This is a genomic window from Paenarthrobacter sp. NPDC018779 (assembly GCF_044391085.1).
Taxonomy (GTDB): Bacteria; Actinomycetota; Actinomycetes; order Actinomycetales; family Micrococcaceae; genus Arthrobacter.
This window is the reverse complement of sequence record NZ_JBIRZS010000004.1, coordinates 105266-130652: the sequence shown is the minus strand read 5'-3', so window position 1 is coordinate 130652 and position 25387 is coordinate 105266. Positions and strand designations below refer to the sequence as shown.

Below are 25387 nucleotides of genomic sequence, written 5' to 3'. Positions count from 1 at the left end.
GCACAGATGTCTTCCCGTCGGATGACCGTGGCTCAGGCCGTGGTCGAGTTTCTGTCCAAGCAGTACACGGTTGACTCTGTTGCTGGTGTGGACTTCCGTGAGCGCCTGATTCCGGGCACGTTCGGTATTTTCGGCCACGGGAACGTGGCCGGTGTGGGCCAGGCATTGAAGCAGTACCAGGCCGCTGACCCGACCATCATGCCGTACTACCAGGGCCGCAACGAGCAGGCCCAGGCCCACCAGGCCGTCGGGTACGCCCGGCACACGCGCCGCCGCCAGACGTTCGCGATCAGCACCTCCATCGGGCCTGGGTCCTCGAACCTTCTCACCGGTGCGGCGCTGGCCACCACCAACCGGCTGCCCGTGCTGCTGCTGCCTTCGGACACGTTCGCGACCCGCGCAGCTGATCCCGTCCTGCAGCAGCTTGAGTTGCCGTACGCATACGACATCACGGTCAATGACGCGTTCCGGCCGTTGTCCAAGTTCTTTGACCGGGTGTCCCGCCCGGAGCAGTTGTTCTCCGCGTTCCACCACGGCCTGCGCGTCCTGACGGACCCTGCCGAGACCGGCGCGGTGACCATTTCCCTGCCGCAGGACGTCCAGGCCGAAGCGTTCGACGTGCCAGAGGAGTTCCTGGCCGAGCGGGAGTGGCGGATCCGCCGCCCCGAGGCCGAGGATGAGGATATCCGCCGTGCCGTGGAAGCGATCCGTGCCGCCAAGCGTCCGCTGATCATCGCCGGCGGCGGCGTCCTGTACGCCTACGCCAACGAGGAACTGGCGAAGTTCGCCGAACTCACCGGCATCCCGGTGGGCAACACCCAGGCCGGCGTCGGCGTGCTGCCCTGGGACCACAAGCACTCCCTCGGTGCCATCGGTTCCACGGGCACGACGGCGGCCAACGCCATCGCTGCCGAAGCGGACCTGATCATCGGGATCGGCACCCGGTACGAGGACTTCACCACCGCGTCCCGCACGGCGTTCCAGAACCCGGATGTGCGCTTCGTGAACATCAACGTCGCCGCGATCGATGCGTACAAGCACGGCACCACGCTGCCGATCGTCGCCGATGCCCGCAAGGCGTTGGTGAAGCTAAACCAGGCCCTGGGCGGTTACCGCGTCGGCGCTGACCTGGAAGAGAAAGTCGCCGCCGAAAAGAAACGCTGGGACGCGACCGTGGACCAGGCCTTCGAGACCCGTTACACGCCGTTGCCGGCGCAGAACGAGATCATCGGTGCCACGAACAAAGCCATGGACGCCCAGGACGTGGTGATCTGCGCAGCCGGGTCGCTGCCCGGTGACCTGCACAAGATGTGGCGGGTCCGGGACCCGTTCGGCTACCACGTGGAATACGCGTACTCCTGCATGGGCTACGAAATCCCCGGCGGCCTGGGCGTCAAGCGCGCAGCGCTTGCCGAAGCCGCGGCCGGAGGCGCCCAGCGAGATGTGGTGGTCATGGTGGGGGACGGCTCCTACCTGATGATGCACACCGAACTGGTCACCGCCGTCGCCGAACGCATCAAACTGATCGTGGTCCTGATCCAGAACCACGGCTACGCCTCCATCGGCTCCCTCTCGGAGATGCTGGGTTCGCAGCGTTTCGGCACCCAATACCGGGTCCTAAACAAGGAACAGCACTCCTTCGACGCCGGCGAGAACCTGCCCATCGACCTGGCCACCAACGCGGAATCGTTGGGTGCGAAGGTCATCCGGATCGAACCCGGCGAGAAGGCCATTGCCGAACTCGAACAAGCCATCCGCGACTCCAAGGCAGCCCCGGAGGAGACCGGCCCGATCGTGATCCACGTCGAATCGGACCCCCTGCTGGACGCCCCGTCCTCCGAGTCCTGGTGGGACGTGCCCGTCTCGGCAGTCTCCGAGCTCGAATCCACCCAACAGGCCTACAAAACCTACACCGACCACAAGAACCGCCAGCGCAAACTGCTCGGCTGAGTTCCCAGACAGACAAGGAAGTCCACGCACATGTCGACGACGACCACTTTGACCACCATTAACCATTTCATCAACGGTGCCGAGTCCGCCGGTGAAGGCGACCGCACCCAGCCGGTGTACAATCCGGCTACCGGGCAGGTCACCGCGGAGCTGCGCCTGGCGAATGAGAACGATTTGAATGCCACGGTTGCTGCTGCCCGGAAGGCCGCTGATTCGTGGGGTGATATTTCCCTGGCTAAGCGCACGGCGGTGTTGTTCAAGTTCCGTGAGCTCGTCGCAGCGCACGTGGACGAGCTCGCCGAGCTGATCACTGCCGAGCACGGAAAGGTCCTTTCCGACGCGAAGGGCGAGATCGGCCGTGGCCTGGAAGTCATCGAGTTCGCCTGCGGCATCCCTTCCTTGCTTAAGGGTGACTACTCGGACCAGGTCTCCACCGGCATTGACGTGTTCTCCTTCCGCGAGCCGTTGGGTGTGGTGGCGGGTATTACGCCGTTCAACTTCCCCGTGATGGTGCCGTTGTGGATGGCCCCGATGGCCATCGCCACCGGTAACGCGTTCATCCTCAAGCCCTCCGAACGGGACCCGTCCCCGTCGCTGCTGCTGGCCAAGCTCTGGAAGGACGCCGGCCTGCCGGATGGGGTGTTCCAGGTCCTGCACGGCGGCAAGGAAACCGTCGACGGGCTGCTGACCCACCCGGACGTGGACGGCATCTCCTTCGTCGGGTCCACCCCGATCGCCCAGTACGTCCACGAAACCGCCACCAAGCACGGCAAAAGGGTCCAGGCATTGGGCGGGGCGAAGAACCACGCGATCGTGCTCCCGGACGCCGACCTGGACAACGCCGCCGACCACCTCGCCGCCGCAGCGTTCGGCTCGGCAGGTGAGCGGTGCATGGCGATCTCCGTGGCCGTCGCCGTCGGCGATGCTGCTGACCTGCTGGTGAAGAAGGTCGAAGAGCGTGCCCTGGCCGTGAAGGTCAACAACGGCACCGAACCCGGCGCGGAAATGGGCCCGGTCATCACCCCCGCCTCGAAGGAACGCATCCTCCGGATCGTCACCGAAGCCGAAACCGCCGGTGCTGCGATGGTCGTGGACGGCCGCGACCTCATCGTCCCCGGCCACGAAGACGGCTTCTGGGTAGGCCCCACCGTGATCGACCACGTCAAAACCGAAATGACCGCCTACCAGGAGGAAATCTTCGGACCCGTCCTCGTCGTCGTCCGCGTGGACACCCTCGAAGACGGCATCAAGCTCATCAACTCCAACCCCTACGGCAACGGCACCGCGATCTTCACCTCCTCCGGCGCCGCAGCCCGGAAGTTCCAGCGTTCGGTGACCGTGGGCATGATCGGCATCAACGTGCCCCTGCCCGTTCCGGTGGCCTACCACTCCTTCGGCGGCTGGAAAGCCTCCCTCTTCGGCGACAAGCACATCTACGGCCCCGAAGGCGTCTCCTTCTACACCCGCGGCAAAGTCATCACCTCCCGCTGGCCCGAAACCCACCACGCCTCCGGCGCTTCCTACAACTTCCCCTCCAACTAACACCCATCGAGAAAGACACCGTGGTCATGACCGACGTCGAGAACAAACTCATCATTGGCACCGCCCCCGACTCCTGGGGTGTTTGGTTCCCGGATGACCCCAAGCAGACCCCGTGGGAACGGTTCCTGGATGAAGTTGCCGAATCCGGTTACAAGTGGATCGAGCTGGGACCCTACGGCTACCTGCCGAACGACCCCGCCCGCTTGGCCGAGGAACTCAAGCAGCGCGACCTGAAGGTCACCGCAGGGACGGTCTTCACGGCCTTCCACCGTGGTGCCAAGCAGTACGACGAAGCCTGGGAACCGGCCCGGAAGGTGGCCGAACTGACGGCGGCCATGGGTGGGGAGCACATTGTGGTCATCCCGGCCATGTGGCGGGACGACGTCACGGGCGAGGCCGTGGAAAACGGCGAACTCACGGACGAACAGTGGGCGGATCTGTTCGCCGGGCACAACCGCATGGGCAAGGTCCTGCTGGAGGACTTCGGCCTGCACCAGCAGTTCCACTCCCACGCTGACTCCCACGTCGGGGCTCAGAAGGACATCGAAACCCTCCTGGCCGCCACGGACCCGCAGTACCTGAACCTGTGCCTGGACACGGGCCACGCAGAGTACTGCGGCGCCTCCAGCCTGGAACTCATCAAGAACTACCCGGACCGCATCGGCTACCTGCACCTCAAGCAGATCAACCCCGAGGTCCTGGCCGAGGTCAACGAAAAGAACATGACCTGGGCTGCCGCGAACCTGGCCGGCGTCATGACCGAGCCGCCGAACGGACTCCCGGATCTCCGTGCCGTCATCGAAGCAGTCGAGGGCCTGAACCGGCCGATCTTCGGCATCGTGGAGCAGGACATGTACCCGGTAGCGTTCGACGTACCGATGCCCATTGCCAAGCGAACCCGCAATTACCTCCTGTCCTGCGGATCCCGCACACGGGTCCAGTAGCCAACCGAACCTCACGAAGGATAAGAAAGTGACAAAGTCTCTCCGCGTTGCCGTCATCGGCGCAGGCCGCATGGGTGCGGACCACATCAAGCGCCTCAGCACCCGTATCCACGGCGCTGAAGTTGCCGCCGTCGTTGATGTCGACCTGGCCCGTGCGCAAGCCGCCATCGAAGGCATTGACGGGGCGGTTGCCCTGGCCAGCGCCGATGAAGCGCTCAACAACGGCGACGTCAACGCCGTGCTGATCGCCACCCCGGGCTTCCTGCACGAGGAAATCCTGTACAAGGCGTTGGAGAAGGACTTCCCGATCCTGTGCGAGAAGCCCCTGACCCCGGACGCGGAGAGCGCCTGGAAGGTTGTCCAGGCTGAGCAGGCACTCGGCCACAAGCGCATCCAGGTTGGCTTCATGCGCCGGTTCGACGCCGAGTACGCGGCTTTGGGTTCCATCATCCGCAACAGCGAATTGGGGGAGCTGTTGATGCTGCACCACCAACACCGGAACCCCACCACGCCCGAGGGCTTCACCAACGAAATGCTGATCAACGACTCGGTGGTCCACGAGTTCGACGCGATCCGCTACTTCACAGGTGAGGAAATCACGTCCGTGCAGGTTCGCTTGGGCAAGCCCACCCGCAACGCACCCAGCGGCCAGCACGATCCCCAGCACGTCCTGATCGAAACCGAATCCGGTGTTCTGGCCGACGTCGAAATCTACGTCAATGCCAAGTTCGGCTACCAGGTGGCCACGCAGGCGTCCTTCGAGGACGGCATCGTGAGCATCGGTGGCGACAACGGCCCGTACGTCCAGACAGCCGGCAAGTGGGGCGGCAACGTCACCCCCGGCTTCGAGGACCGTTTTGGCGCCGCTTACGACGTCGAGGTCCAGGCTTGGGTGGACGCGGCACTTCGCGGGGAAATCGGCGGACCCACGGCTTGGGACGGCTACGCCACGGCAGCGTGCTGCGAGGCCGGCGTTGAGGCCCAGAAGTCCGGCGAGAAGGTCAAGGTGCAGCTCAACACCAAGCCGGACCTGTACAACTAGCGCAGCCCCACCATCACAGCGGTGGCTGGCCGGCAGTACCGCGGCCGGCCACCGTTTTCTTTCCCCCAGAGACCACAAAGGAGTGCCCAGTGAAGATCGCCCTCGATCCCACACCGTTCCACCACAGCCACAGCCTGCTCGAGTTCCCGCGCGTTGCTGCCGATCTCGGCTACAAGTACCTGCAAATGACCCCGCATGCGGACCTCATCCCGTTCTACAACCATCCCAAGGCGGACGATGAGCTGGTTGGCAAGCTGAAGGCAGCGTGCAAGGATGCCGGCGTTGAGATTGCCTCGATCCTTCCAGTTCTGCGCTGGTCCGGTCCGGACGAGGACGCCCGCGAAGCTGCTGTCCGGTACTGGAAGCGTGCCATCCAGATCGCCGTGGACCTTGGCGTGCAGACCATGAACACCGAGTTCAGTGGACGCCCGGAGAAGGCCGAGGAATCAGAGCGGGCTTTCTACCGGTCCATGGAGGAGTTGGTGCCGATCATCGAGCGCGAGGGCCTGGACGTGCTGATCGATCCGCACCCGGATGACTTCGTGGAGGACGGCCTGGCCGCACTGCGCGTGATTCGTGGCATCAACTCTCCGAACATCGGAATGGTCTACGTTGCCTCGCACACGTTCCACATGGGCAACAAGCCGCTGGACATCATGCGCGCCGCCGGTGACAAGCTGCGCCTGGTGCACATTTCAGACACCATGAACCACCACGCCTCCCACGGCCTGCGCTACATCACCAATCCGCCCGGCAACGCCGTGCGCGTGCACCAGCACCTGAAGATCGGTGACGGCGACGTCAACTGGAACGAGTTCTTCGGCGGCCTGAAGGAAATCGGCTTCCTGGACAAGGAGAACACCGTGATGGTCTCCAGCGTCTTCGCCGAGGACGAGAATGCCGAGGACGTTTCCCGCTACCAGCTCAAGACGATGACGGACTACATCGCCCAAACGAAGTAGCACCGATAACGAAGAAAGCCCCTGTGACTCGTCGAGTCACAGGGGCTTTCTTGGTTTTCACGCGGTTGGAACCAATCATCAAGCAATTACTGTGATGTCTCTGCCGTGGAAATAGCGGGAATGTGACTGCTGGATACTGGCTAAAGAAGTTGCGTTGAGGGACACAATTTCCCAGTCCATGCCAAGGTGCTTTTTCTCCAGTTCCAAACGACGCTTCATTGCATCGCGGTGTCCGGAGTCGCCTTCAAAGACTTCGACCAAGCGTTCTTGGGTTTTCTTGTTGTACTGGATTGTGAAACCAGGCATGGCGCCTCCTACTCTGCTTCCTGGGTTATGGACTGGATGTGGGATCTCATAGATTGTAGCTGCCGTATCAAGTCGGCCTCGAGCTCTGCGATGAGGGTATGCACTGCGTCGATCCCACCCTCAACGCCTTCCCATGTCTTTTGCACGGGACCAGCGTAATCGGGATGGTTCGTGTCAACCACGTACTTTTGGCCGGATATCAGGTTCATCGCCGCTTCAAGCTCTGTGATCTGACCCAGGGAAAGGCCCTGCATGCGGTCCATGACTGCACGGCGTTCGTCTGCATCGGGTAGTTGCTCATAGCGAATTTCGCGTCCGAGCACGTCTCCCAGTTCCTCATACAGGTTCGCCCATTCTCCCTGCAACTGAGTCCGGACCTGAATCTCGACCCTGCCCCGGAGGTCCTTCAGGTGCAGAAGAACGTGGACAGCCCGATAACCGGCGTGCGAGCCATCTCGGAGGTCCTCAATAGCAATTGCTGGATCTTGTTCGAAGTGCTTGCACAGAAGGGTGGCGACGGCATCCTGTTCGAGGAGCGACATCGACATCTGCAATCGAACCCCTGCAATGTCCTGGATGGACGGCAGGTGCATTGACGGCATCCTGTTGAGCTTCTCGCGGAGTGTTTGGATTGTCTTAGCGCGACCAATAGGAGGCCTGTACCGGTCGCCGAACCAGTTCGTCCAAGACAGCGCTTCCAGTCGGCCGATAACATGATTGACCAACTCGTCGTACCAGACCATGACATCTTCGTAGGCGGGCAACGAGGACGGTGGTTCGGTACCATCTCGGATGTGCCGACTGAGCTTTTTGAGCGTCTCGCCAGACCACGGTCGGGGTTCCATGTCCTTTCAGTGTCGCGACAGGCCATGGAATGACGTCGATAAGGCAAAGTCTGAAGACGAGTGATGCCCCCAAGACCTCATCTCAGGGGCATCACCTGTTCAAGATCAGGCCGTGAACGGGAGCCTTGGGTCTACGTTCTGGCTGTCCCAAGTTTGGCGGATCCAGCCGTGGTGGGGGTCGTCGCTGATGAGCCAGTCGCGGACGCGTCCGGGGCCGGCCATGACGTTGAGGTAGTAGAGGTCGTATCCGGGTGCCGCCATGGCGGGGCCGTGCCAGCCGTAGGGGACCAGGACAACATCGCCGGTGCGGACTTCGGCGGAGACATCGATGGGCCGCTCATCCGAGGCGTACACGCGTGCGTAGCCGATGGCGTCCGTCTCTTCCGGGGCGGGGGAGCCGGGAGCCACGCGGGTTTCGAAGTAGTAGATCTCCTCGAGGCTGGTTTCGCCGTCCTTCTCCTCGTCGTGCTTGTGCGGAGGGTAGGAGGACCAGTTGCCGGCGGGGGTGATGACTTCGCAGACGATGAAGCGGTCGGCTTCGAGTGCGGCCGGTGTGCCGAAGTTGTGGACCTGGCGGGAGCAGTTGCCAGCACCGCGCAGTTCCACGGGGGTTTCGGCGGCGGTGATCAGACGGGTGGGGTACCCGGCCTTTGCCGGTGCGGTCGCCACGGCGACGCGGCCGCCGTCGTTCGAGCTGATGGTGACGGCCTTGTCGATGCCGGTGTAGAGGACGTCGCTTGGCCCGTGGAAAACCGACTGCCGGCCGGCGAGGCTGTACGTCCCGCCGTCGACCGTTACCGTGAAGGAGCCGCTCAGCGGCACCACGATGCGCTCTTCGGCAGCGGCGGAAAGTTCGACGGCGGCACCCGCGGCGAGCGTCGCGACCTTCAGTCCCGTATGGGCCCAGCCGTCGACGGCGAGGCTGGAATCGGAGGTGCCGAGGGAGACGTCCCACTTGCCGTCGGTGGCGGTTCCCAGGGGGTATACCCAGTTGGCCATAAGTTAAGTCCTTGCGTTAGCGCTGTACGAGGGTCATTTCAAAGCTGTAGGAATCGGCGCGGTAGACGTGGTGGCCGGTTTCCACCATGCGTCCGGTGTCGTCCACCGCGGTGCGTTCCATGGTGACCAGGGCCGATCCCACTTCTGCTTCGAGGAGGGGAGCCTGGTAGTCGTTGGCGATCATGGCACCGATGCGCTGCGAAGCGAGTCGGAAGTTCACGCCACCACGCCGCAGGATGGCGTAGAGGCCTTCGCTGGCGAGCTGGGCTTCGTCCATGCTGGTGATATCGTCGCGGACCCAGTTCTCCATGAGGGCCAAGGGCTTGCCACCCACTTTGCGGAGTCGCGTGAAGTGGTAGACCTTGGACCCGGCAGGGAGTTGGAGTGCGGCCAAGGTGGCGGCATCGGCCTCCACGTGCGAGAAGCTCAGCACATCCGTAGTCGGTTTCTTGCCGTTGTTGCTGAGGTCATCGAACAGGCTGGAGAGTTCCAGTGGTCGCCGGACCTGGCTGGCGACCACCTGCGTGCCCACGCCCCGCTTGCGGACCAGCAGGCCGGCCCGGACCAGTTCGTCCATGGCTTTGCGCATGGTGGGGCGGGAGAGATTCAGTTGCGCCGCAAGGTCGATTTCGTTGTCCAAGCGGCTGCCCGGTTCCAGGAGTCCGCTGTGGATTGCGGCTTCGATGCCTTGCACCACTTGGTGGTACAGCGGCACCGGGGACGAACGGTCGATGCTGAGGCTGAGTTGGTTCGTCACTGGTTCCTCCTGGACGGCTGCGGAAAGCCGGCCGGGGAGCAGGGTCGCGGCTCCTCTGCCGGATGGATGAGTTTGTCCGCTCATGTTCACTTGATAGGACATACTGCCTTTTTCTGATGATAGCAGCCGCGATCGGACCGTCAAGGAATTGGCTCGACCGGAAGGATGGGCGCCGTCATTGAGAAGCATTTACGTAAAAACATCCTAATGTCAGGACAAAGTCTTGACAAAGTGTGAGGTCAGTCACCATGATCTGAGTAGTGGCTGATCCGGATACGAGTCTCCGGACACCCAAGCTGAAATCAAAGGAGATAACGGTGGCAAAATTCTCGTGGCGCAAAGCGGCACTCGCCGCAGCAGTGGTTCCCCTGATAGCACTGAGCGCCTGTTCGAGCCAGGGCGGAAAGCCCGCAGACAACGGCGGAGGTGCTGCAGCAGGCCAGGCAGCTTCCACCGACCGCATCAAGGTCGCCCTGATCACCCACGCCGCAGCCGGCGACACGTTCTGGGACATCGTCCGGAAGGGCGCGGAGGAAGCTTCCTCCAAGGACAACGTTGAACTCCTGTACACGAGCGACCCCGAAGCCGGGCGCCAGGCACAGCTGGTACAGCAGGCCATCGACCAGAAAGTGGACGGCATTGCCGTCACCATTGCCACACCCGACGCCTTGAAAGACGTCCTCAAGAAAGCAACCGATGCAGGCATCCCCGTGGTCAGCCTCAACGCCGGCGAGTCCGTCTCGGCAAAGCTCGGCGCTTTCACCCACTTCGGTTCCAACGAGCAGCTCGCCGGCGAAGCAGTAGGCACCAGGCTTGCTGCCGAAGGCTACAAGCACCCCGTGTGCGTCATCCAGCAGCAGGGCCACGTGGGCCTCGAGGCCCGGTGCGCGGGCGTGAAGGCCAAAGTCCCCGCTACAGAGATTCTCTATGTTGACGGCAAGGACATGACCGCCGTGCAGTCCACCGCAACGGCCAAGCTCCAGGCCTCCAAGGACGCAGACGTCATCATCGGCCTCGGCGCTCCCATCACCCTCACCCTGCTGAAGTCGGTCACCGACGCCGGCAGTTCGGCCAAGGTGGCCAGCTTCGACCTCAACGCCGAACTCGCCCAGAAGATCGTGGACGGCAACGTCATCTTCACGGTCGACCAGCAGCCGTGGCTCCAGGGCTACATGTCCGTTGACGCCCTGTGGCAGGCCAAGCGCGGTGGCTTCAAGATCGGCGGCGGCCAGCCCGTCCTGACCGGCCCCACCATCGTGGACAAGTCCAACGCTTCCGACGTCCTCAAGTTCGCCCAGCAGGGCGTCCGCTAGATCCAGGAATCCGGCTGCGCGGCGATTCGCCCGCCGCGCAGCCTGACCAACAAGGAGTCATTCCTATGGCAAACACAGCAACCCTGCCACCGGCCACATCGCCCGGTGACGAGCGGGTCGGGCGCCGGAACCCGTTTCAGAAGTTCCTCGCACGGCCTGAGGTTGGCGCACTCGTCGGTGCCGTTGTCCTCTTCATCTTCTTCGCGTCCGTCTCGCAGACATTTACCCAGCCGAATGCACTGGCCACCGTGCTCTACGGTTCCTCCACCATCGGGATCATGGCAGTGGGAGTGTCCCTCCTGATGATCGGTGGTGAGTTCGACCTCTCCACGGGTGTGGCCGTGATTTCCTCGGCACTGACCGCCTCGCTGTTCAGCTGGTACTTCTCCATGAACGCCTGGGTCGGCGTCCTCCTGGCACTGGTGGTTTCCCTGGGCATCGGCTTCATCAACGGGTGGATCCTGGTCAAGACCAAGCTGCCCAGCTTCATCGTCACCCTGGCCACCTTCCTCATGCTGACCGGCCTGAACCTGGCCCTGACCCGCCTGGTCGGCGGTTCCGTTTCGTCCCCATCGATTTCCAAGCTGGACGGATTCGAGTCGGCCCGCGCCGTCTTCGCCTCCTCCATCAGCATCGGCGGCGTGGAAGTGAAGATCACCGTTTTCTTCTGGATCGTTCTAGTGCTGATTGCTTCCTGGATCCTCCTGAGGACCCGCATCGGCAACTGGATCTTCGCCGTCGGCGGTGACGCGAATGCTGCCCGCGCCGTGGGTGTTCCGGTGACCAAGACCAAGATTGGCCTGTTCATGGCTGTCGGTTTCTGCGGCTGGATCCTGGGCATGCACAACCTGTTCGCCTTCGACGCCGTGCAATCCGGCGAAGGCGTGGGCAACGAGTTCCTCTACATCATCGCCGCCGTGATAGGTGGCTGCCTCCTCACCGGCGGCTACGGCTCCGCCGTCGGTGGCGCGATCGGTGCCTTCATCTTTGGCATGGCCAACAAGGGCATTGTCTACGCACAATGGAATCCGGACTGGTTCAAGTTCTTCCTGGGCTTGATGCTGCTGCTGGCCACCATCGTCAACCTCATCGTCAAACGCCGGGCAGAACTGAAGTAAGGGGCCGGACCAATGAATGCACACCAGATCGACCAGCAGACCCTGCTGAAAGACGAGAAGGACCCCTTGACCCACACGCCCGTGCACCTGCTATCCCTCGAAGCCGTGGGCAAGCACTACGGCAACATCATCGCCCTGCGGGACGTGACCATGGCCGTGGACAACGGCCGCGTCACCTGCGTCCTGGGCGACAACGGTGCCGGTAAGTCCACCCTGATCAAGATCATCGCCGGCCTGCACCAGCACGACGAAGGCAGCTTCAAGATCATGGGCGAGGACCGCAAGCTCGGTTCACCCCGTGAAGCGCTCGACGCCGGCATCGCAGCTGTGTACCAGGATCTCGCCGTCGTCTCCCTCATGCCGATTTGGCGGAACTTCTTCCTGGGCTCGGAACTGACCACCGGGGTGGGCCCGTTCCGCCGCATGGATGTCCAGAAAATGAAGGACATCACCAAGAAGGAACTCGCAGACATGGGCATCGACCTGCGCGACGTGGAACAGCCCATCGGCCAGCTCTCCGGCGGTGAGCGCCAGTGTGTGGCCATCGCCCGTGCCGTGTACTTCGGCGCCAAGGTCCTGATCCTCGACGAACCCACCGCCGCGCTGGGAGTCAAGCAGTCCGGCGTCGTGCTCCGCTACATCCTGCAGGCCCGCGACCGCGGCCTCGGCGTTATCTTCATCACCCACAACCCGCACCACGCGTTCCCCGTAGGTGACCGGTTCCTGCTGCTCAAGCGCGGCAAGTCGATCGGCTACTACGAGAAGAAGGACATCACGCTCGAAGAACTGACAGCCCAAATGGCCGGCGGCGCCGAACTGGCTGAACTCGCCCACGAACTCGAACAACTCGGCGGACACTCGGACGCCTTGGAGGAAGTCAAAGCCGAGGTAGCCGACGTCGCCGATGCCGCGCCAGAAAGCACCACGAAGCGTCACTAGTTCGCCCGCGCACGGGCCCCGGCTGATGCACGTCCGCCGGGGCCCTTCCGTGGTTTCCCTGGATTATCCGGCGAATGTCCGGAAAGGAAGTGAGACAGCATGAAAGAAGTAACGCTCGGCCTGGTGGGCGTGGGCAGGATCGGCGTGATGCACGCCCGGAACATCAATGCCTTGAACGAGGTCCTCAACCCTGAAGGGACCCTCGTGCGGCTCAAGCTGACGGACGTCGCGCAGGAACACGCCCGGTCCGTGGCCGCGGACTTCGGGGCGGAGTTCCTGCCCTCGGTGGGGGAACTGATCGCCTCCGGCATTGACGGTTTGGTGATCGCCACTGGCACTGCAACCCACCCGGACCTGATCAAGGCAGGCGTGGACGCGGGCATTCCCGTGTTCTGCGAGAAGCCCGTGGCCGTCAATGTCGCCCAATCCCTGCCTGTCCTCGAGTACATCCGAGAGAAGGACGGCACCGTCCAGATCGGGCACCAGCGACGCTTCGACGCGGGCTACCTTGAGGCCAAGCGGGCCTACGATGCCGGCGAGCTTGGCTGGATCCACTCCTTGCGTGCCGTCACGTGCGACATGACTCCGCCGCCGGTCGAGTTCCTCGCAACCTCGGGTGGCCTGTTCCGGGACTGTTCGGTCCACGACTTCGACATCCTTCGCTGGCTCACGGGCCGGGAGATCGTGGAGGTCTACGCCAAGGGCTCCAACAACGGCGACCCCGCGATCGGTGAAGTGGGCGACGTCGACACCGCTTTGGCGCTGGTGACGTTCGACGACGGCACGGTAGGAACGGTCTCGGCGAGCCGCTACAACGGGGCCGGCCATGATGTCCGGCTGGAGCTCCAGGGGTCCGAAGGCTCTGTGTTGGTGGGGATGGACCACCAGATGGCGGTACGGTCAGCCGAGTTGGGGATCGCGTTCCCGGCCGGCGAAGCGCACAAGACTTTCGCGGAACGTTTCCACCAGGCGTACAGCTCGGAGATGGCAGCGTTCGTGGAAGTGATCCTCGGAGTCCGCAAGAACCCCTGCACGCCGGAGGACGCCGTGGCCGCCTCCCGCGTGGCCGACGCCGCCCAGGAATCACTCGAAACCGGCGTCCCCGTCAAGGTGCCCCGCTAAACGTTCTCTCACCGAACGCCCCTAATTCCCCGACCATCTCTCACCGAATGCCCCTAATTCCCCGACCATCTCTCACCGAATGACCCTTTTCGCCGATCCCTCCCTCACCGAATGCCCCTTTTGTTCGATCCCTCCCTCACCACCCGCAACGGAACGGTCGACGGCGGCACTCGGGGGAGTGCCGCCGTCGGGCCTTCCCGCGGTCGGCTTTCTTGACGCAAGTGAGAGAGCGTCGCCCGGAAAGGGCGGTTTGGTGAGAGAGCGTCGGCAGGAAAGGGCGGTTTGGTGAGAGAGGGTCGGTGGAAACGGGTGGTTCGGTGAGAGAGGGCGGACGTGGCTGACGCGGGCCGGAAGAGTCTGGGGGAAAACTCCGACCCGCGCCAGGTTCAGTGGGGGTTGCTCAGGCGATGACCTTCATCCCCTGCCAACCCGCGCCCAGGCTGATCGGCGGCACATTTCCCAGAGTTCCGCCTCCCGATCCGGGATAGAGCCACAAATTGTCTCCAATGCGGCCCAGGACGTCGTTCTTGCCGTCGCCATCAAGGTCCCGGGGGCCGGCGAGCGCAGTGCGGGTGTTCCAGCCCGTTGCGATCTGGTTCCACTGCAGCCAACCTCCGGAGCCATTGCCCGGATACAGCCATAATGCTCCCGTATCCGTTCGCCGCGCCAGTACATCGGCCTTGCCGTCTCCGTTGAAGTCGCCGGTGCTGAAGATGGCGTTCATGATGCCCCAACCGGTACCGACTGTGTACGGGGTGCGCTGGCCGCCGTTTCCGTTGCCCTCGTACAGCCTCAGCTCACCGTTGCTGCGCCGGCCCATGAAGTCCGGGATTCCGTCGCCGCTGAAGTCGCCCGGGGAGAAGAGCTGGGTCATGGTGCTCCAGCCCGTGCTCACCTGGGACCTCGCGCCGAAGCTGCCCGCACCGTTTCCAGGGTAGAAGTACAGGATGTCCCCGGCACGGGCCAGGAGATCGTTCTTGCCGTCCCTGTTGAAGTCGCCGGGCGTGATGGTGTCCGTGATCGAGGACCACGCCGGCGCCGCAAGGGCCAGTTGCCGGGGGAGCAGCCCGCCGGAACCGTCGCCCGGATACAGGTACAGGTTGCCCGCGGAATCGGCAGCAAGGACGTCCGCGCGCCCATCACCGTTGAAGTCATGGGCCGACGGCGGTCCGGCTGCGGGAACGGTGTACGTCTGGGTTCCCGCAGCTGAGGTGTTCCCAGCCGTGTCAACGCCGATGTACTTGAGCGTCAGCGTGGAGCTGCCCATGACGATCGGAGCCGTGTACTTGAGGTTGGTTGCCGATTCGGTGGCAGTGGGGGTGCTGCCATTGGTGGTGTAGTAGATGGTGGCTGGCTCATTGGCGCTAAGGCTGATGGTTGCACCACTGGCCAAGGCCCGGCCTGTTGGATTGGCGGTGACCACCGGCGCCGTGGTGTCCGGCGGCACTGTGTACGTCTGGGTAGCGACGCTGGAAGTGTTCCCTGCCGTGTCCTTGGCGAAGTACTTCAGCGTCATGGGGCCGGGGCCGTTGAAGGTGATGGGTGCGCTGTAGACAAGCCCTGCCGTCAGCGGATCCGTGCCATCCGTGGTGTACCGGATCTCGGCCGGCTCGTTGGCGGTCAGCGCGATCTTGGTTCCCGCCGCGTAGGCCCCACTGGCCGGGTTGGGCGTCACCACGGGTTTGGTGACGTCAAGGCCGGTTGAGTAGGTCTGTGTGGCTACGGCGGAGGAGTTGTTCGCCGCATCGACGGCGAAGTACTTCAGGGTCATGGCACCGGTGAGGGTGATCGGGGCCGAGTACTTGGGGCTGGACGTGGTGGGTGTGCTGCCGTCCACCGTGTAGTAGATGGTGGCGGTCTCGTTGGCAGCCAGGGTGATGGCCTGACCGGCGGTGTAGGTTCCGCCCGGCGGAGTAGCCGTGACGACGGGCGCCACGGTGTCTGCCGTGACGTACGCTTCGAATTCGGACAGGCCGGCGTTGGTGGTGCTGGCACTTACTGAGGTGATGTTGAAGCGTACCCAGCTCGCGGTCCGTGCCGGGAAGTTGACGGTGAGGGCCGAGCCGTTGTTGGGCAGGGCCGGGACCGCCACGGTGCTGCCGTCGGAGAAGGTAAGGTTGCCACCGGTCACCTGGTCGGTAAGGACAGGCCTGTCGGAGAGCGTCACCGAGTTGATGGTCCGGGTTGGCGAGAAGTTGTACTGGATCCAGCTGCCTGTCTTTTCGGCCGCGGTGACCCATTCCCGGGTGGCGTCCATCGGAGCACCCCAGAAGTACCCGTCGCGTGCCTTTTCGGGGCTCTGGGCCGCAGCCTTCTGGGACGAGGCGGTGACAGTGGTGCCGGCCAATTTGGCGGCGTTTCCCACCCACTCAATAGCCGTGACGTATTGCCGTTTGAGCCATTCATCGTAGGGGGAGTCAGGGCATCCTTCGCCGGGGCTGCTGCAGATGTACATGTCGAAGTCGGAGAACCGCACGAACGTGTCCACCTTGGCCGTGAGCTCAGCACCCGTGACGTTCTGCGGATACTCGTCGATCACGTACGCGTCGTAGGCGATGGAGGTGTGTGGGCCGGTGTAGCTCCGGGTAGCCAGCTGCGCGAACTTTGCCGTGGCCCAGTGGTCGCTGTGGTCATAAGGATTGTTGAAGTTCCCGGTCCAGTCCTGGGTGCGGAACGTGGTGGGCTGGAAGTTGGCCACCAAGCGGTTGAGGGCGTTCTGGAACTGCGTCTTGGTGAATGTCGCTGCGTTGTCCACGGGCCGGATGGAGGAGAGGCGTCCGTCCCAGAGCTTCAGAATGCTTTGGTCGTTGTACGCGGCGCTGCCGTCGCCATCGGGGAAACCGTCGGGGAGCCGCATGAACACCACGGAGATGTTGGGTGCCCCATTGAGCGTCTGCATGGTCAGCGGCCTGTTGGGGACACCGGCGTCGGAGGTGGTCCATGAGTCGGCGACTCCGGCCATCTTCGAGTAGCTGGCGCGGATGCCTGCTTCGAGGCCCCGCCAGTACGAAGCACCTTCTCCGGCTTCTCCAGCGGTGGTGAAGACCGTTTGGACACAACGTTTGGCCTGGATATCACGCATGAAGTCCGGGCTGAGGAACAACAGGTCGTCGTCGGTGTGGGCCACGATCTGCATGGCCCCGCCGGTTCCCGCACAGGGTGGGACTGCGGCGGCTGCCGGCGCGGCGCCGCCGAGCACAAGCCCGCCGAAAGCCAAAGCGGAAGTCAGCAGGATACCGAGGAGGGAAGCGGGAGTCTTCGGATGACGGGATGGATTGGCGGGTTTTGAACGGACCACAACAATGCTCCTTTGAGCAGACGTTGGGCCCCCCAGCCGGCGAACTTAAGACGCCCTTGCGACGTCATTCGAATGAAATTGTGCGCTCCAGGTCCCCAGAGAGTAAGGGAACTGATGCAGTGAGCGCTACTGTACACCTCCGAGCCGGTCCTGGGTAGCGTTCCGGCACACTTCCACGAAGGCACGGAAAGGAAGGAGGCGCTCGGCGGAAGGAAGCTGGGCTGCTTCGGGGTGCCACTGCACGGACGTCACCCACCGGGTGGGGTCTTCCAGTGCTTCGATGGTGCCGTCGTCGGCAACGGCTGTGACTGTCAGGCCCCCACCAACGGTAGCCACAGCCTGGTGGTGGCCGGACGCAATCTTGACCGTGGTGCCGTCCGTAGAGCCGTAGAGGGCGGCGGTCCGGGAGCCGGCGGCCAGCACCACGTCATGCCACGCCCACTCGCTCGCGGCGGCATCATCCGGATCCAGACCGCTGTGCACCACAGTGGACGGAAGCATGTCCTGGATGAGCGTTCCCCCATAGAGGACGTTGAGGAGCTGGTGTCCGCGGCAAATGCCAAGGAGCGGCAGACCGGCGTCGAGCGTTGCGCGCGCAACGGCCAGGTCCAGCGTGTCCTGTTCGGGGTTGACGTCGTACACGGCCTCCACCGGTTCCTGGCCGTACAGCCGGGGGTCGAGGTCGCCGCCGCCCGGCAGGAGCACCCCGTCCAGCGCGCCCAGTTCAGATTCCAACACAGATTCCGGGGTCAGCAGCACCGGCTCGGCACCGGCCTCACGGAGCAACTCCACAATGAACACGAACAGTTCATTGGCCTCGCCCACCCGGGCGTCCGGGGCGTCGGAGCTGCTGAGGCGGACGGGGACGCCGATGCGCGTGGGAGCGCCGGAAGTGTTGGTCATGCTTCATGATGCACGGGCGGTGTCCCGGGCCCCAAACGGCGGTGTAACCTTCCAGCGCACTACGCTGAAACCATGAATCCCTCCGGCGCCTTGAACCCCAGCCCCCGGACGCTCGACGTCGAAAGCGTGGTTCACTTCGACCGTTTGGTTGGCGCCGGAGCGGCTTCCATGCATGGCTGGCACGCCCAGTCCCTGGACCTCCGCGGACGCTCACGGGAACTGCTCTCCCTGAGTCCGCAGGGTGCCATCTTCCTGGGATGCACCTTCGACGACGGCGTGGAAGACACCCTCCGGGGCCGCGGGGCCCTGATCTTCCCCAAGCTGCGCGGAGTGCCGTTCAACCCCTACCGCGGCAGCCTCTACACCGCGCAGGAGCTCTACGAGGACATCTCCGCCACGGAGTACGAGGCCACGCTGGACGCCAGGGTCTACCAGTGGAGCATCCTCCCCGGCCAGCGCTCAAGCCTGGATGCGACGCTCGCCGCAGCACTCCATGACCACGCGATCGGCGACGCCTTGGACGAGGCCCTCCAGAACGGGGCCTTCGCGGGTTCCAAACTGGTGGGAGTCATGGGCGGCCACGCAGCCCAACGCGGCACCCCGGAGTTCGCCGACGCCGCCCGACTGGGACGCCTCCTGGCCCAGGCCGGTCTCACGGTCGCCACGGGCGGCGGTCCCGGTGCCATGGAAGCGGCCAACCTGGGTGCGTACCTGAGCGGAAAGCACGACGACGACTTCCGCGCGGCGCTGCAGGCGCTCGCCGTCGTTCCGGGGTTCAGGCCGTCGGTGACGGCTTGGGCGCGCGAGGCCGCCGCCGTCGTCGAACATTATCCGGACGGCACCGCCACACTGGGCATCCCCACGTGGTTTTACGGTCATGAGCCACCCAACCTGTTCGCGACGCACATCGCCAAGTACTTCGCGAACGCCATCAGGGAGGCCATCCTTTTGGAACTGTGCAACGGCGGAATCGTGTTCCTCCCAGGCTCGGCCGGGACCGTTCAGGAGATTTTCCAGGACGCGTGCGAGAACTACTACGGTGCGCCGGAAACAGTCACGCCCATGGTGCTGGTGGGACGCGAGCACTGGGAACGGACCTTCCCCGCGTGGCCCATGCTGCAAAGCCTGGCCGCGGGAAAGCCCATGGCTGAACGGATCTTCCTGGTGGACACCGTGGAGGAAGCGGTGGACATTGTGGCCGGACGGGCCGGGCGTCCTGCGCAGGAGCCCTAGAAGTCCTTGCTGCACGGACCGGAGCCGAGCTTGGCCAGGCCCGTCAGGTCGCCCGCTGCGTATTGGCGCACCCATGAGGCCTGGTCGTACATGAGCTGGCGTGGATCATCCACGTGGTCCAGGCCCAGGACGTGCCCCAACTCGTGCATGATCACTCCCACGCCGATTTCCCGGCCCTGGGAGGACCCCATGATCCCGGCGAACTGCGGCGCATCAAGGGACACTGTGCCGGTGACGTAGGCCTTGTAGCCGTTACTCAGCCCAATCGACGAACTGCCACCCAGTCCAACGGTTTGGCCCGTGAGCCGCGGGACCTGCTCCGGAGTGGTCCAGGCGATCAGGACGGGAGCCCAGCGGTCGCCGTACATCTCGGGCTGGTAGCCGGCCCTGTTGCTGGTGGGCTGCTCCGAGGTGGGGCCGTCGTAGATGAAATGGAGGCCCGTCGCCAGGCTGGCCTGCCGCACGGCTTCCTCCACCAAGGATTGCCACGACGCAGGAGCCAGCGTCGAGTTCACCACGTAGTGGATGGGGCGGCAGGGGGAGTAGGCCACGGGTGTGCCGTCCGTCTTGAGCGCCAGGAATTTGTAGGCCGTACTGCTCCGCTGCAGGGGCGCGGGCGTGCCCAGGGGAGCGTCGGCTTCCTCACGCCCTGGAACAGGGTCTTCCCGTTGTCCGAACGGCAGCACCCCCGGGCGCGGGGACTGGCTTTGCGGTACATCCGAACCCCACAGCGGCTGCAGGTCTCCGCCGAAGTAGGCACCCGCGCAGACCAGTCCCAGGACCCCGAAAAAGAAGAAGACGGCGGCGACGGTGCGGTGCTTGATCTGTGGAGTGGGTTGTTGGAGCGGTCCCTGTGCAGGAGGGAGATGACGCGGCGGGGGATAGGGGTCTGGCCCTTGTGGCGACCCATCAGGTTCCATCGAACCCCCTGACGCGACGGCCCGGAACCGCGGTTGGGGCGCCGCCGTCGGCCGTTTGGGGACAGCATAGGACCGCGCCTGCCGGGAAGTCCATGGCCCGGCTCCAAACGGGAACCGGCCTAGATGTCCTTGCGGCAGGGGGCAGATGCCAGCAGGTGCAGGCCGGTCAGGTCGCCGTCAGCCAAACCATCAGGTGCGCCGATCTCCGGATACATCAGCTGCACCGGGTCATCCACGTGGTCCAACCCCATCACATGGCTCAGCTCGTGCTGCATGACGGCCAGGACGTAAGCCGAGCCGCCTTCCTCAGCCAGGAGCTCGGAGATCTGGGGTGTATCGAGTTCCAGGCTGCCCGTGATGTAACTCTTGGGCCCCTTGTTCAGCGAATACATGGTGCTGCCACCGGTGCCAATGACCTTGTCCTCCAGCGCGGGTGCGGCCTCCGGGGTAGTCCAGGAAATCAGCAGCGGTGCCCAGCGCTCGCCGTACTTCGCCGGTTGGTACGGCTCCCGCTTCGCAGTGGGCAGCTCGTCCGTGGTGCCGTCATTGACGAACTGGATGCCCGTCGCGGCCGAGACGTTCGCCAGGGCAGTCTGGAGCAGCCCATCCGTTCCCGCAGGCGCCGAGGCATCATTGACCACGTAGTGCAGCGGCCGGCACGGCGAATATCCAACCGGTGTGCCGTCGTCGTTCGTGGCCAGGAACTTGTAGGAATCGCTCGTGAAGGCCGGCGGGGCAGGTGAGGCGAGCGGAGCATCGGCCTCTTCCATCCCGGGCGGGGGAGCGTTGAGGGCGCGGGCCGGGATGCGCGTGCCTTGTCCGGCTTGTTGGGAGTTGGGCAGGGCGGCACCCGGGATCAGGGCCGTGATGCGTGGATCGCCGTGCAGGAAACCGCTGACCAGGACTGCCACCACAGCGGCAACCGCCGCCATGACCAGGCCGAGGAGCAAACGCAGCGCCTTGCCGGCAGGGCGGGGTTCGTGCGCAGGCGACTCCCCATGCTCGGTGTCCACGGTTCTCCATTCCTCAGGCCCCGTTCACGCAGGCAGCGCAGAGGACGAACCAACATTACGGGACCGGGGTGGCCCCGTCTATTCATGCCGGCGAAGCCTAGACGATCACCGCTCCGAAGAGGAGGCCCAATCCATAGGTGGCAGCTGCGGCGCCGAGGCCGATGGCCAGCTGGCGGAGGCCGCGGCTCAGGGGAGAGGTTCCGGAGAGCAGCCCGACGACGGCGCCCGTCGCCAGCAGCGCGACGCCCACCAAGGCGCCGGAGAGGATCAGCGCGCTCCAGCCCACCACGCCGAAGACGAACGGCAGGATGGGCACGATGGCGCCGGAAGCGAAGAAGCAGAAGCTGGAAAGCGCCGCGCCCCATGCCGAACCGACCGTCTCATGCTCGTCCTCGACTTCTTCCTTTTCAGGTTGCAAGGACAAGCTCGGATCGCAGTCGCAACTGAAGAGTCCCAGCCTCTCGGCGGCGCGGTGTTCAGCAGCTTCCCGGGTCATGCCCCGCGCCAGGTACACCAGGACGAGTTCGTTGTGCTCCACGTCCAAGGACGGTGCGGCAGCCAACGTGGCCTGGGTGGGAAGGGTGGCGTTGAGCAGTTCCCGCTGCGACCGGACGGACACGTACTCGCCGGCACCCATGGACAGCGCACCCGCCAGCAGGCCGGCAACGCCACTCATCAGCACCACGGCACTGGAAACGCCCGTCGCGGCCATGCCCATCACCAGGGAAAGGTTGCTGACCAGGCCGTCGTTGGCGCCGAAAACCGCGGCGCGGAACGTGCCGGACAACCTGTTGCGGCCACGGGTTGCGAGGCCGCGGACAACTTCCTCGTGGATTTGCTCGTCGGCCACCATTGCGGGCGTGGCGTACGGGTCGGTGCCGTAGGGGGAGCGCCCCTCGGCACGTTGGGCCAAGGCGAGGACGAAGACGGAGCCGAAGTGCCGCGCGAGGAAACCGAGGAGCCGGCTGCGTGCCGACGCCGCCTTGGGCATTCCGGCGTGTTCCCCGAGCAGCTTGAGCCAGTGGGCCTCGTGCCGGCCTTCCGCTTCTGCCAGGGCAAGGAGGATCTGGCGCTCCTCACCGTCGCGGCGTTGGGCGAGTTCGCGGTAGACGGCGGCCTCGGCCCGTTCGTCTGCCAGGTACTGCCGCCAGCGCCGGACGTCCGACTGCGTGGGTGTTCGCGAGGGTTCTTCTTCGGGCCGGGAGTCCGGAGCGGGGCTCGACGGACCGTGGGATTCCTGGTGCTGTTGCACTGTTTCTCCTGGGCTTGATGGGACGGTTACGGCCCCTTTGCACCGCCCACTGTACCGCCTATTTCCGGGGATTTTTGGCTGGTATTCCTTAACAGGAATGTTCGGCATGCCTTAATTCCGAACCCTGGTGCAGCGGTGCTGCGGCCGCCGGCGACCCTCCCTTGACCCCTTCTTGAGGCGGTGCTCAGATGGATAGACAGGGGCGGGGCACTCCCCGCACATCGGTCAGTGGACCGCCTGGTGCGGCCCGTCGGACGGAGGTTGCAGCATGAGCACCGAATCACATCCCCACCACCCGGAACGGGCAACCATCGAGTCGGATCCGGCCTACGACTACAACGAGGACCAGGAAGTCGATGAGGCTTGGGCAGAGGAAGGCGAGGTGGCGGACGACGACGAGCGCATTGTGCCGCTCGATGAGGCCGAGGAAGAATTCCGCGGCGACGGCGACGAATCCTAGGCAGCCGGCACCAGGCTGAAGTGCCGCTCGCGCCCGGCAGCACGTCCGACGGCGGCAACGGTCACCGTCAGCGTTTGCGACGCGAAACACCAGCGCGTGGCGCGGACGGAGCGTGCCAACGCCGCGGCGAGGAGCCGGGGCTCAGGGTGGTGAAAGCGTTCGGTGCGGCCGCGCGCGACAATGATCACCGTGCCGTGGACGATGTCAACCACGGGAATCACCCGGACTGTCGGGGAAGGGGTTTCGGTGGCGCTGGCTTGGACGGGGCTGGCGTTGACCAAGGCCGCTTGGGATGTGCCCGCTTGGACCGTGGTTTCAGTTTGGTACGGCAAGGACTGCTCCTTGGTGGGAGTGCTCTTGCCCGCTCGGTTGTCTCTGGTCCGGGGCGGGCCGCTTCCTCATCCGAACCACCCGTGAACATGGGGTTGGTGCGTGGCCAGTCGGAGCTTGGCGCCACATCTCTTGAAGCTGCGTCCTATCCTAATGCCTCCCCTTTGTGGGGCCTGCTTGGCGTGCTCTGCGGGGGCGAATGAGCGCAGAGCGGGCCCCGCAACGGGGGTAGGTGTGTTGTGGAAGCCGGGGACTACGCAAACGGCGACGCCACCCCGCGAAGGGTGGCGCCGCCGTCGTGCATTGCCGAGGTGGCCACTGTGTGGCCGGACTTCAGGCCTTGTGGCTGCTGACCGGGTGGGCGTCCAGCGGGAGTTCATCCGAGATGGCTCCTGCAACCCGCTTGTCCCATGCCGCGCGGACTGCGGCATCGGTGGGCGGAGTGAGCAGTGAGATCACCACGAAGGTCACGAAGGAAGCTCCGAGGCCCCAGTAGATGGGATCGTTCGCGTAGACGCCGTCGGCGCTCTCGATCACACCCGTTGCGAAGAGGATCAGCAGGACCAGGGTGAGGACCGAGCCCACGGCCATGGACCAGGCTGCCGCAATGCCGGTACCGCGCTTCCACACAAGGCCGCCGAGGATGGCGACGAGGAGGCCGCCTACCAGGATGTCGTAGGCGATGGTGAGGGCAACAACAACGTCCTGGGCCGCCATGGAGATCAGCACTGCCAGGACGCCGAGGCCGAGGACCCAGTAGCGGTTCGCCTTGACGTCGTGCTCTGGGTTTTCCGTGTCGTCGGTGTTGATGGTCTTGCCGAACCAGCTGGCGACAAACGGGACAACGTCTGCGCGGGCCACCGTGGCTGCGGCAATGAGCGCACCGGACGCGGTGGACATCATTGCGGCGACGGCTGCTGCCATGACCAAGCCACCGATGCCGATGGGCAGGATGTGGGTTGCCACCTCGGCGTAGACAACGTCCTTGCCGAGGTTTGCCACGTCGATGTCCGGCAGGGCAACGCGTGCGGCGAGGCCGATCAGGGCGCCGGCCACACCGTAGAGGATGCAGTACACCCCGGCGGTCGCGCCGCCCCAGCGTGCAACCGTGGGGGTCTTTGCTGTGAAGACGCGCTGCCAGATGTCCTGGCCGATGAGGAGGCCGAGCGTGTACACCACGAAGTACGTGATGATGGTCTGCAGGCCGATGCCGTCGATCTGGAAGAAGCTCTGGTCAACGCGCTGGCGGATGCCGTCCAGGCCACCGGCGGCGTTCATGACGAACGGCAGCATCAGCAGGAAGATGCCAACGGTCTTGATGATGAACTGCACCTGGTCCGCGAGGGTGATGGACCACATGCCACCGATGGTGGAGTAGACAAGCACGATCGCGCCGCCCACGGCGATGGCCAGCCAGCGTTCCCAGTCGAAAAGGACCACGAAGATGGTGGCGTAGGCGCCGGTGGAGGTTGCGCAGAGCATGAGGGTGTAGGCAAGCATGACGATGCCGGAGGTCTGGGTGGCCTTGCTTCCATAGCGGAGGCTGAGCATCTGCGAGACCGTGTAGATCTTCAGGCGCTGGATGGTGCCGGCGAACAGCAGGCTCAACAAGAGGACGCCTGCGCCGATGGCCACCACGAGCCACATGCCGGAGATGCCGAATTTGTAGCCCAGGCCAACGCCGCCAACGGTGGATGCGCCACCCAGGACAACTGCGGCCATGGTGCCGGTGTAGAGGAACGGTCCCAGGCGGCGGCCGGCCACCAGGAAGTCGCTGTTGTTCTTGGTGCGGGACTTGCCCCACCAACCGAACGCCAGCATGGCAAGCAAATACACCACCACAATGGCGATGTTGATGAACGAAGAGTCCATGAGTGGCTCCTTGGAGCTGATGCACGGAGGTTGGGGTATTCGACGATACTCCTGCAGGGCGTCGAAGTCTCTGTGCTGACGAACGGAGGTTGGACTTGTGTTGTGTGCCTCACAGACAACACTTGTTGCCTATGAGGATATGTTGTGATGGGAGTAACAGTCAAGGTGGTTTGGTCATGGTTCCGCGGATTCTGGCTCTTTGCTGTGGCTCTACGGCTACTATTGGCTCCAATGACAGGGCCTCACGGACGGGCCTGAAAGGTTTTG

The 25387-nt window shown here is 64.4% G+C and carries 22 protein-coding genes and 1 riboswitch; of the genes, 11 read left to right on the top strand and 11 right to left on the bottom strand.

Annotated features, from left to right (window positions below):
* Window positions 1-21: 21 nt before the first annotated feature.
* The 5 genes from iolD to ACH488_RS06840 all read left to right on the top strand — a co-directional run bounded on the left by iolD (window position 22) and on the right by ACH488_RS06840 (window position 6440).
* Entirely contained in the window at window positions 22-1950 is a 1929-nt protein-coding gene (iolD, locus tag ACH488_RS06860) for a 3D-(3,5/4)-trihydroxycyclohexane-1,2-dione acylhydrolase (decyclizing) (protein ID WP_397323312.1), read from the top strand.
* A gap of 30 nt (window positions 1951-1980) precedes the next feature.
* Window positions 1981-3492: a CoA-acylating methylmalonate-semialdehyde dehydrogenase gene (locus ACH488_RS06855; RefSeq protein ID WP_397323099.1), complete on the top strand. Its 1512-nt coding sequence runs from the start codon at window positions 1981-1983 to the stop codon at window positions 3490-3492.
* Window positions 3493-3518: 26 nt separating this feature from the next.
* Window positions 3519-4436, top strand: coding sequence for a sugar phosphate isomerase/epimerase family protein (locus tag ACH488_RS06850; RefSeq protein ID WP_397323097.1), 918 nt, complete (start codon window positions 3519-3521; stop codon window positions 4434-4436).
* A 28-nt stretch (window positions 4437-4464) separates the two neighbouring features.
* Complete coding sequence (locus ACH488_RS06845; RefSeq protein WP_397323095.1) at window positions 4465-5478, top strand: Gfo/Idh/MocA family protein; 1014 nt, start codon at window positions 4465-4467, stop codon at window positions 5476-5478.
* 89 nt (window positions 5479-5567) lie between these two features.
* Complete coding sequence (locus tag ACH488_RS06840) at window positions 5568-6440, top strand: sugar phosphate isomerase/epimerase family protein (protein ID WP_397323094.1); 873 nt, start codon at window positions 5568-5570, stop codon at window positions 6438-6440.
* Window positions 6441-6518: 78 nt separating this feature from the next.
* Here ACH488_RS06840 and ACH488_RS06835 read toward each other — a convergent pair whose 3' ends face one another.
* The 4 genes from ACH488_RS06835 to ACH488_RS06820 form a co-directional block, all read right to left on the bottom strand.
* Window positions 6519-6746, bottom strand: coding sequence for a hypothetical protein (locus ACH488_RS06835; RefSeq protein WP_397323093.1), 228 nt, complete (start codon window positions 6744-6746; stop codon window positions 6519-6521).
* A gap of 8 nt (window positions 6747-6754) precedes the next feature.
* Complete coding sequence (locus tag ACH488_RS06830; RefSeq protein ID WP_397323091.1) at window positions 6755-7489, bottom strand: hypothetical protein; 735 nt, start codon at window positions 7487-7489, stop codon at window positions 6755-6757.
* Window positions 7490-7696: 207 nt separating this feature from the next.
* A complete protein-coding gene (iolB, locus tag ACH488_RS06825) occupies window positions 7697-8590 on the bottom strand; it encodes a 5-deoxy-glucuronate isomerase (protein WP_397323090.1) in 894 nt (297 codons plus the stop codon).
* 16 nt (window positions 8591-8606) lie between these two features.
* A complete protein-coding gene (locus tag ACH488_RS06820; protein WP_397323310.1) occupies window positions 8607-9347 on the bottom strand; it encodes a GntR family transcriptional regulator in 741 nt (246 codons plus the stop codon).
* Window positions 9348-9664: 317 nt separating this feature from the next.
* Between ACH488_RS06820 and ACH488_RS06815 the strand changes: the two genes are divergently transcribed.
* The 4 genes from ACH488_RS06815 to ACH488_RS06800 all read left to right on the top strand — a co-directional run bounded on the left by ACH488_RS06815 (window position 9665) and on the right by ACH488_RS06800 (window position 13839).
* On the top strand, window positions 9665-10660 hold the full coding sequence (locus ACH488_RS06815) for a substrate-binding domain-containing protein (protein WP_397323089.1): 996 nt from the start codon (window positions 9665-9667) through the stop codon (window positions 10658-10660).
* A gap of 65 nt (window positions 10661-10725) precedes the next feature.
* Entirely contained in the window at window positions 10726-11778 is a 1053-nt protein-coding gene (locus ACH488_RS06810; RefSeq protein ID WP_397323088.1) for an ABC transporter permease, read from the top strand.
* 12 nt (window positions 11779-11790) lie between these two features.
* On the top strand, window positions 11791-12717 hold the full coding sequence (locus ACH488_RS06805; protein WP_397323087.1) for an ATP-binding cassette domain-containing protein: 927 nt from the start codon (window positions 11791-11793) through the stop codon (window positions 12715-12717).
* Between the two features lie 99 nt (window positions 12718-12816).
* A complete protein-coding gene (locus ACH488_RS06800; RefSeq protein WP_397323086.1) occupies window positions 12817-13839 on the top strand; it encodes a Gfo/Idh/MocA family oxidoreductase in 1023 nt (340 codons plus the stop codon).
* 400 nt (window positions 13840-14239) lie between these two features.
* Here the strand turns inward: ACH488_RS06800 and ACH488_RS06795 are convergent, their stop codons facing one another.
* Complete coding sequence (locus ACH488_RS06795) at window positions 14240-17137, bottom strand: chitobiase/beta-hexosaminidase C-terminal domain-containing protein (protein ID WP_397323084.1); 2898 nt, start codon at window positions 17135-17137, stop codon at window positions 14240-14242.
* Window positions 17138-17263: 126 nt separating this feature from the next.
* A complete protein-coding gene (locus tag ACH488_RS06790) occupies window positions 17264-18040 on the bottom strand; it encodes a gamma-glutamyl-gamma-aminobutyrate hydrolase family protein (protein ID WP_397323083.1) in 777 nt (258 codons plus the stop codon).
* 72 nt (window positions 18041-18112) lie between these two features.
* On the opposite strand from ACH488_RS06790, the gene ACH488_RS06785 reads away from it, so the two are divergent.
* Window positions 18113-19273 (top strand): LOG family protein, encoded by a 1161-nt coding sequence (locus ACH488_RS06785; RefSeq protein WP_397323082.1) that lies wholly within the window; start codon window positions 18113-18115, stop codon window positions 19271-19273.
* Here ACH488_RS06785 and ACH488_RS06780 read toward each other — a convergent pair.
* The 3 genes from ACH488_RS06780 to ACH488_RS06770 form a co-directional block, all read right to left on the bottom strand.
* The gene (locus tag ACH488_RS06780; RefSeq protein WP_397323081.1) at window positions 19270-20193 is read right to left on the bottom strand and encodes a matrixin family metalloprotease; all 924 of its coding nucleotides are present in this window, start codon (window positions 20191-20193) and stop codon (window positions 19270-19272) included. The genes ACH488_RS06785 and ACH488_RS06780 overlap by 4 nt on opposite strands.
* 119 nt (window positions 20194-20312) lie before the next feature.
* Window positions 20313-21149 (bottom strand): matrixin family metalloprotease, encoded by an 837-nt coding sequence (locus ACH488_RS06775; RefSeq protein WP_397323308.1) that lies wholly within the window; start codon window positions 21147-21149, stop codon window positions 20313-20315.
* 154 nt (window positions 21150-21303) lie between these two features.
* Window positions 21304-22458: a VIT1/CCC1 family protein gene (locus ACH488_RS06770; RefSeq protein WP_397323080.1), complete on the bottom strand. Its 1155-nt coding sequence runs from the start codon at window positions 22456-22458 to the stop codon at window positions 21304-21306.
* A gap of 268 nt (window positions 22459-22726) precedes the next feature.
* Between ACH488_RS06770 and ACH488_RS06765 the strand changes: the two genes are divergently transcribed.
* Window positions 22727-22918: a hypothetical protein gene (locus ACH488_RS06765; RefSeq protein WP_397323078.1), complete on the top strand. Its 192-nt coding sequence runs from the start codon at window positions 22727-22729 to the stop codon at window positions 22916-22918.
* On the opposite strand, the gene ACH488_RS06760 is transcribed toward ACH488_RS06765, so the two are convergent.
* Complete coding sequence (locus tag ACH488_RS06760; RefSeq protein ID WP_397323077.1) at window positions 22915-23250, bottom strand: hypothetical protein; 336 nt, start codon at window positions 23248-23250, stop codon at window positions 22915-22917. The genes ACH488_RS06765 and ACH488_RS06760 overlap by 4 nt on opposite strands.
* Window positions 23251-23266: 16 nt before the next feature.
* Window positions 23267-23386, bottom strand: a riboswitch (SAM riboswitch).
* A 195-nt stretch (window positions 23387-23581) separates the two neighbouring features.
* Entirely contained in the window at window positions 23582-25120 is a 1539-nt protein-coding gene (locus tag ACH488_RS06755) for a sodium:solute symporter (RefSeq protein ID WP_397323076.1), read from the bottom strand.
* Window positions 25121-25387: the final 267 nt, after the last annotated feature.

Excerpts from the sequence above, each read along its gene's own strand:
- ACH488_RS06810 (WP_397323088.1), top strand. The coding sequence starts at position 10,726 with ATGGCAAACACAGCAACCCTGCCACCGGCCACATCGCCCGGTGACGAG.
- ACH488_RS06785 (WP_397323082.1), top strand. The coding sequence starts at position 18,113 with ATGAATCCCTCCGGCGCCTTGAACCCCAGCCCCCGGACGCTCGACGTC.
- ACH488_RS06790 (WP_397323083.1), bottom strand. The coding sequence starts at position 18,040 with ATGACCAACACTTCCGGCGCTCCCACGCGCATCGGCGTCCCCGTCCGC.
- ACH488_RS06755 (WP_397323076.1), bottom strand. The coding sequence starts at position 25,120 with ATGGACTCTTCGTTCATCAACATCGCCATTGTGGTGGTGTATTTGCTT.
- ACH488_RS06850 (WP_397323097.1), top strand. The coding sequence starts at position 3,519 with ATGACCGACGTCGAGAACAAACTCATCATTGGCACCGCCCCCGACTCC.
- ACH488_RS06805 (WP_397323087.1), top strand. The coding sequence starts at position 11,791 with ATGAATGCACACCAGATCGACCAGCAGACCCTGCTGAAAGACGAGAAG.
- ACH488_RS06780 (WP_397323081.1), bottom strand. The coding sequence starts at position 20,193 with ATGGAACCTGATGGGTCGCCACAAGGGCCAGACCCCTATCCCCCGCCG.
- ACH488_RS06855 (WP_397323099.1), top strand. The coding sequence starts at position 1,981 with ATGTCGACGACGACCACTTTGACCACCATTAACCATTTCATCAACGGT.
- ACH488_RS06800 (WP_397323086.1), top strand. The coding sequence starts at position 12,817 with ATGAAAGAAGTAACGCTCGGCCTGGTGGGCGTGGGCAGGATCGGCGTG.
- ACH488_RS06835 (WP_397323093.1), bottom strand. The coding sequence starts at position 6,746 with ATGCCTGGTTTCACAATCCAGTACAACAAGAAAACCCAAGAACGCTTG.
- ACH488_RS06830 (WP_397323091.1), bottom strand. The coding sequence starts at position 7,489 with ATGGTCTGGTACGACGAGTTGGTCAATCATGTTATCGGCCGACTGGAA.
- iolD (WP_397323312.1), top strand. The coding sequence starts at position 22 with ATGACCGTGGCTCAGGCCGTGGTCGAGTTTCTGTCCAAGCAGTACACG.
- iolB (WP_397323090.1), bottom strand. The coding sequence starts at position 8,590 with ATGGCCAACTGGGTATACCCCCTGGGAACCGCCACCGACGGCAAGTGG.
- ACH488_RS06765 (WP_397323078.1), top strand. The coding sequence starts at position 22,727 with ATGAGCACCGAATCACATCCCCACCACCCGGAACGGGCAACCATCGAG.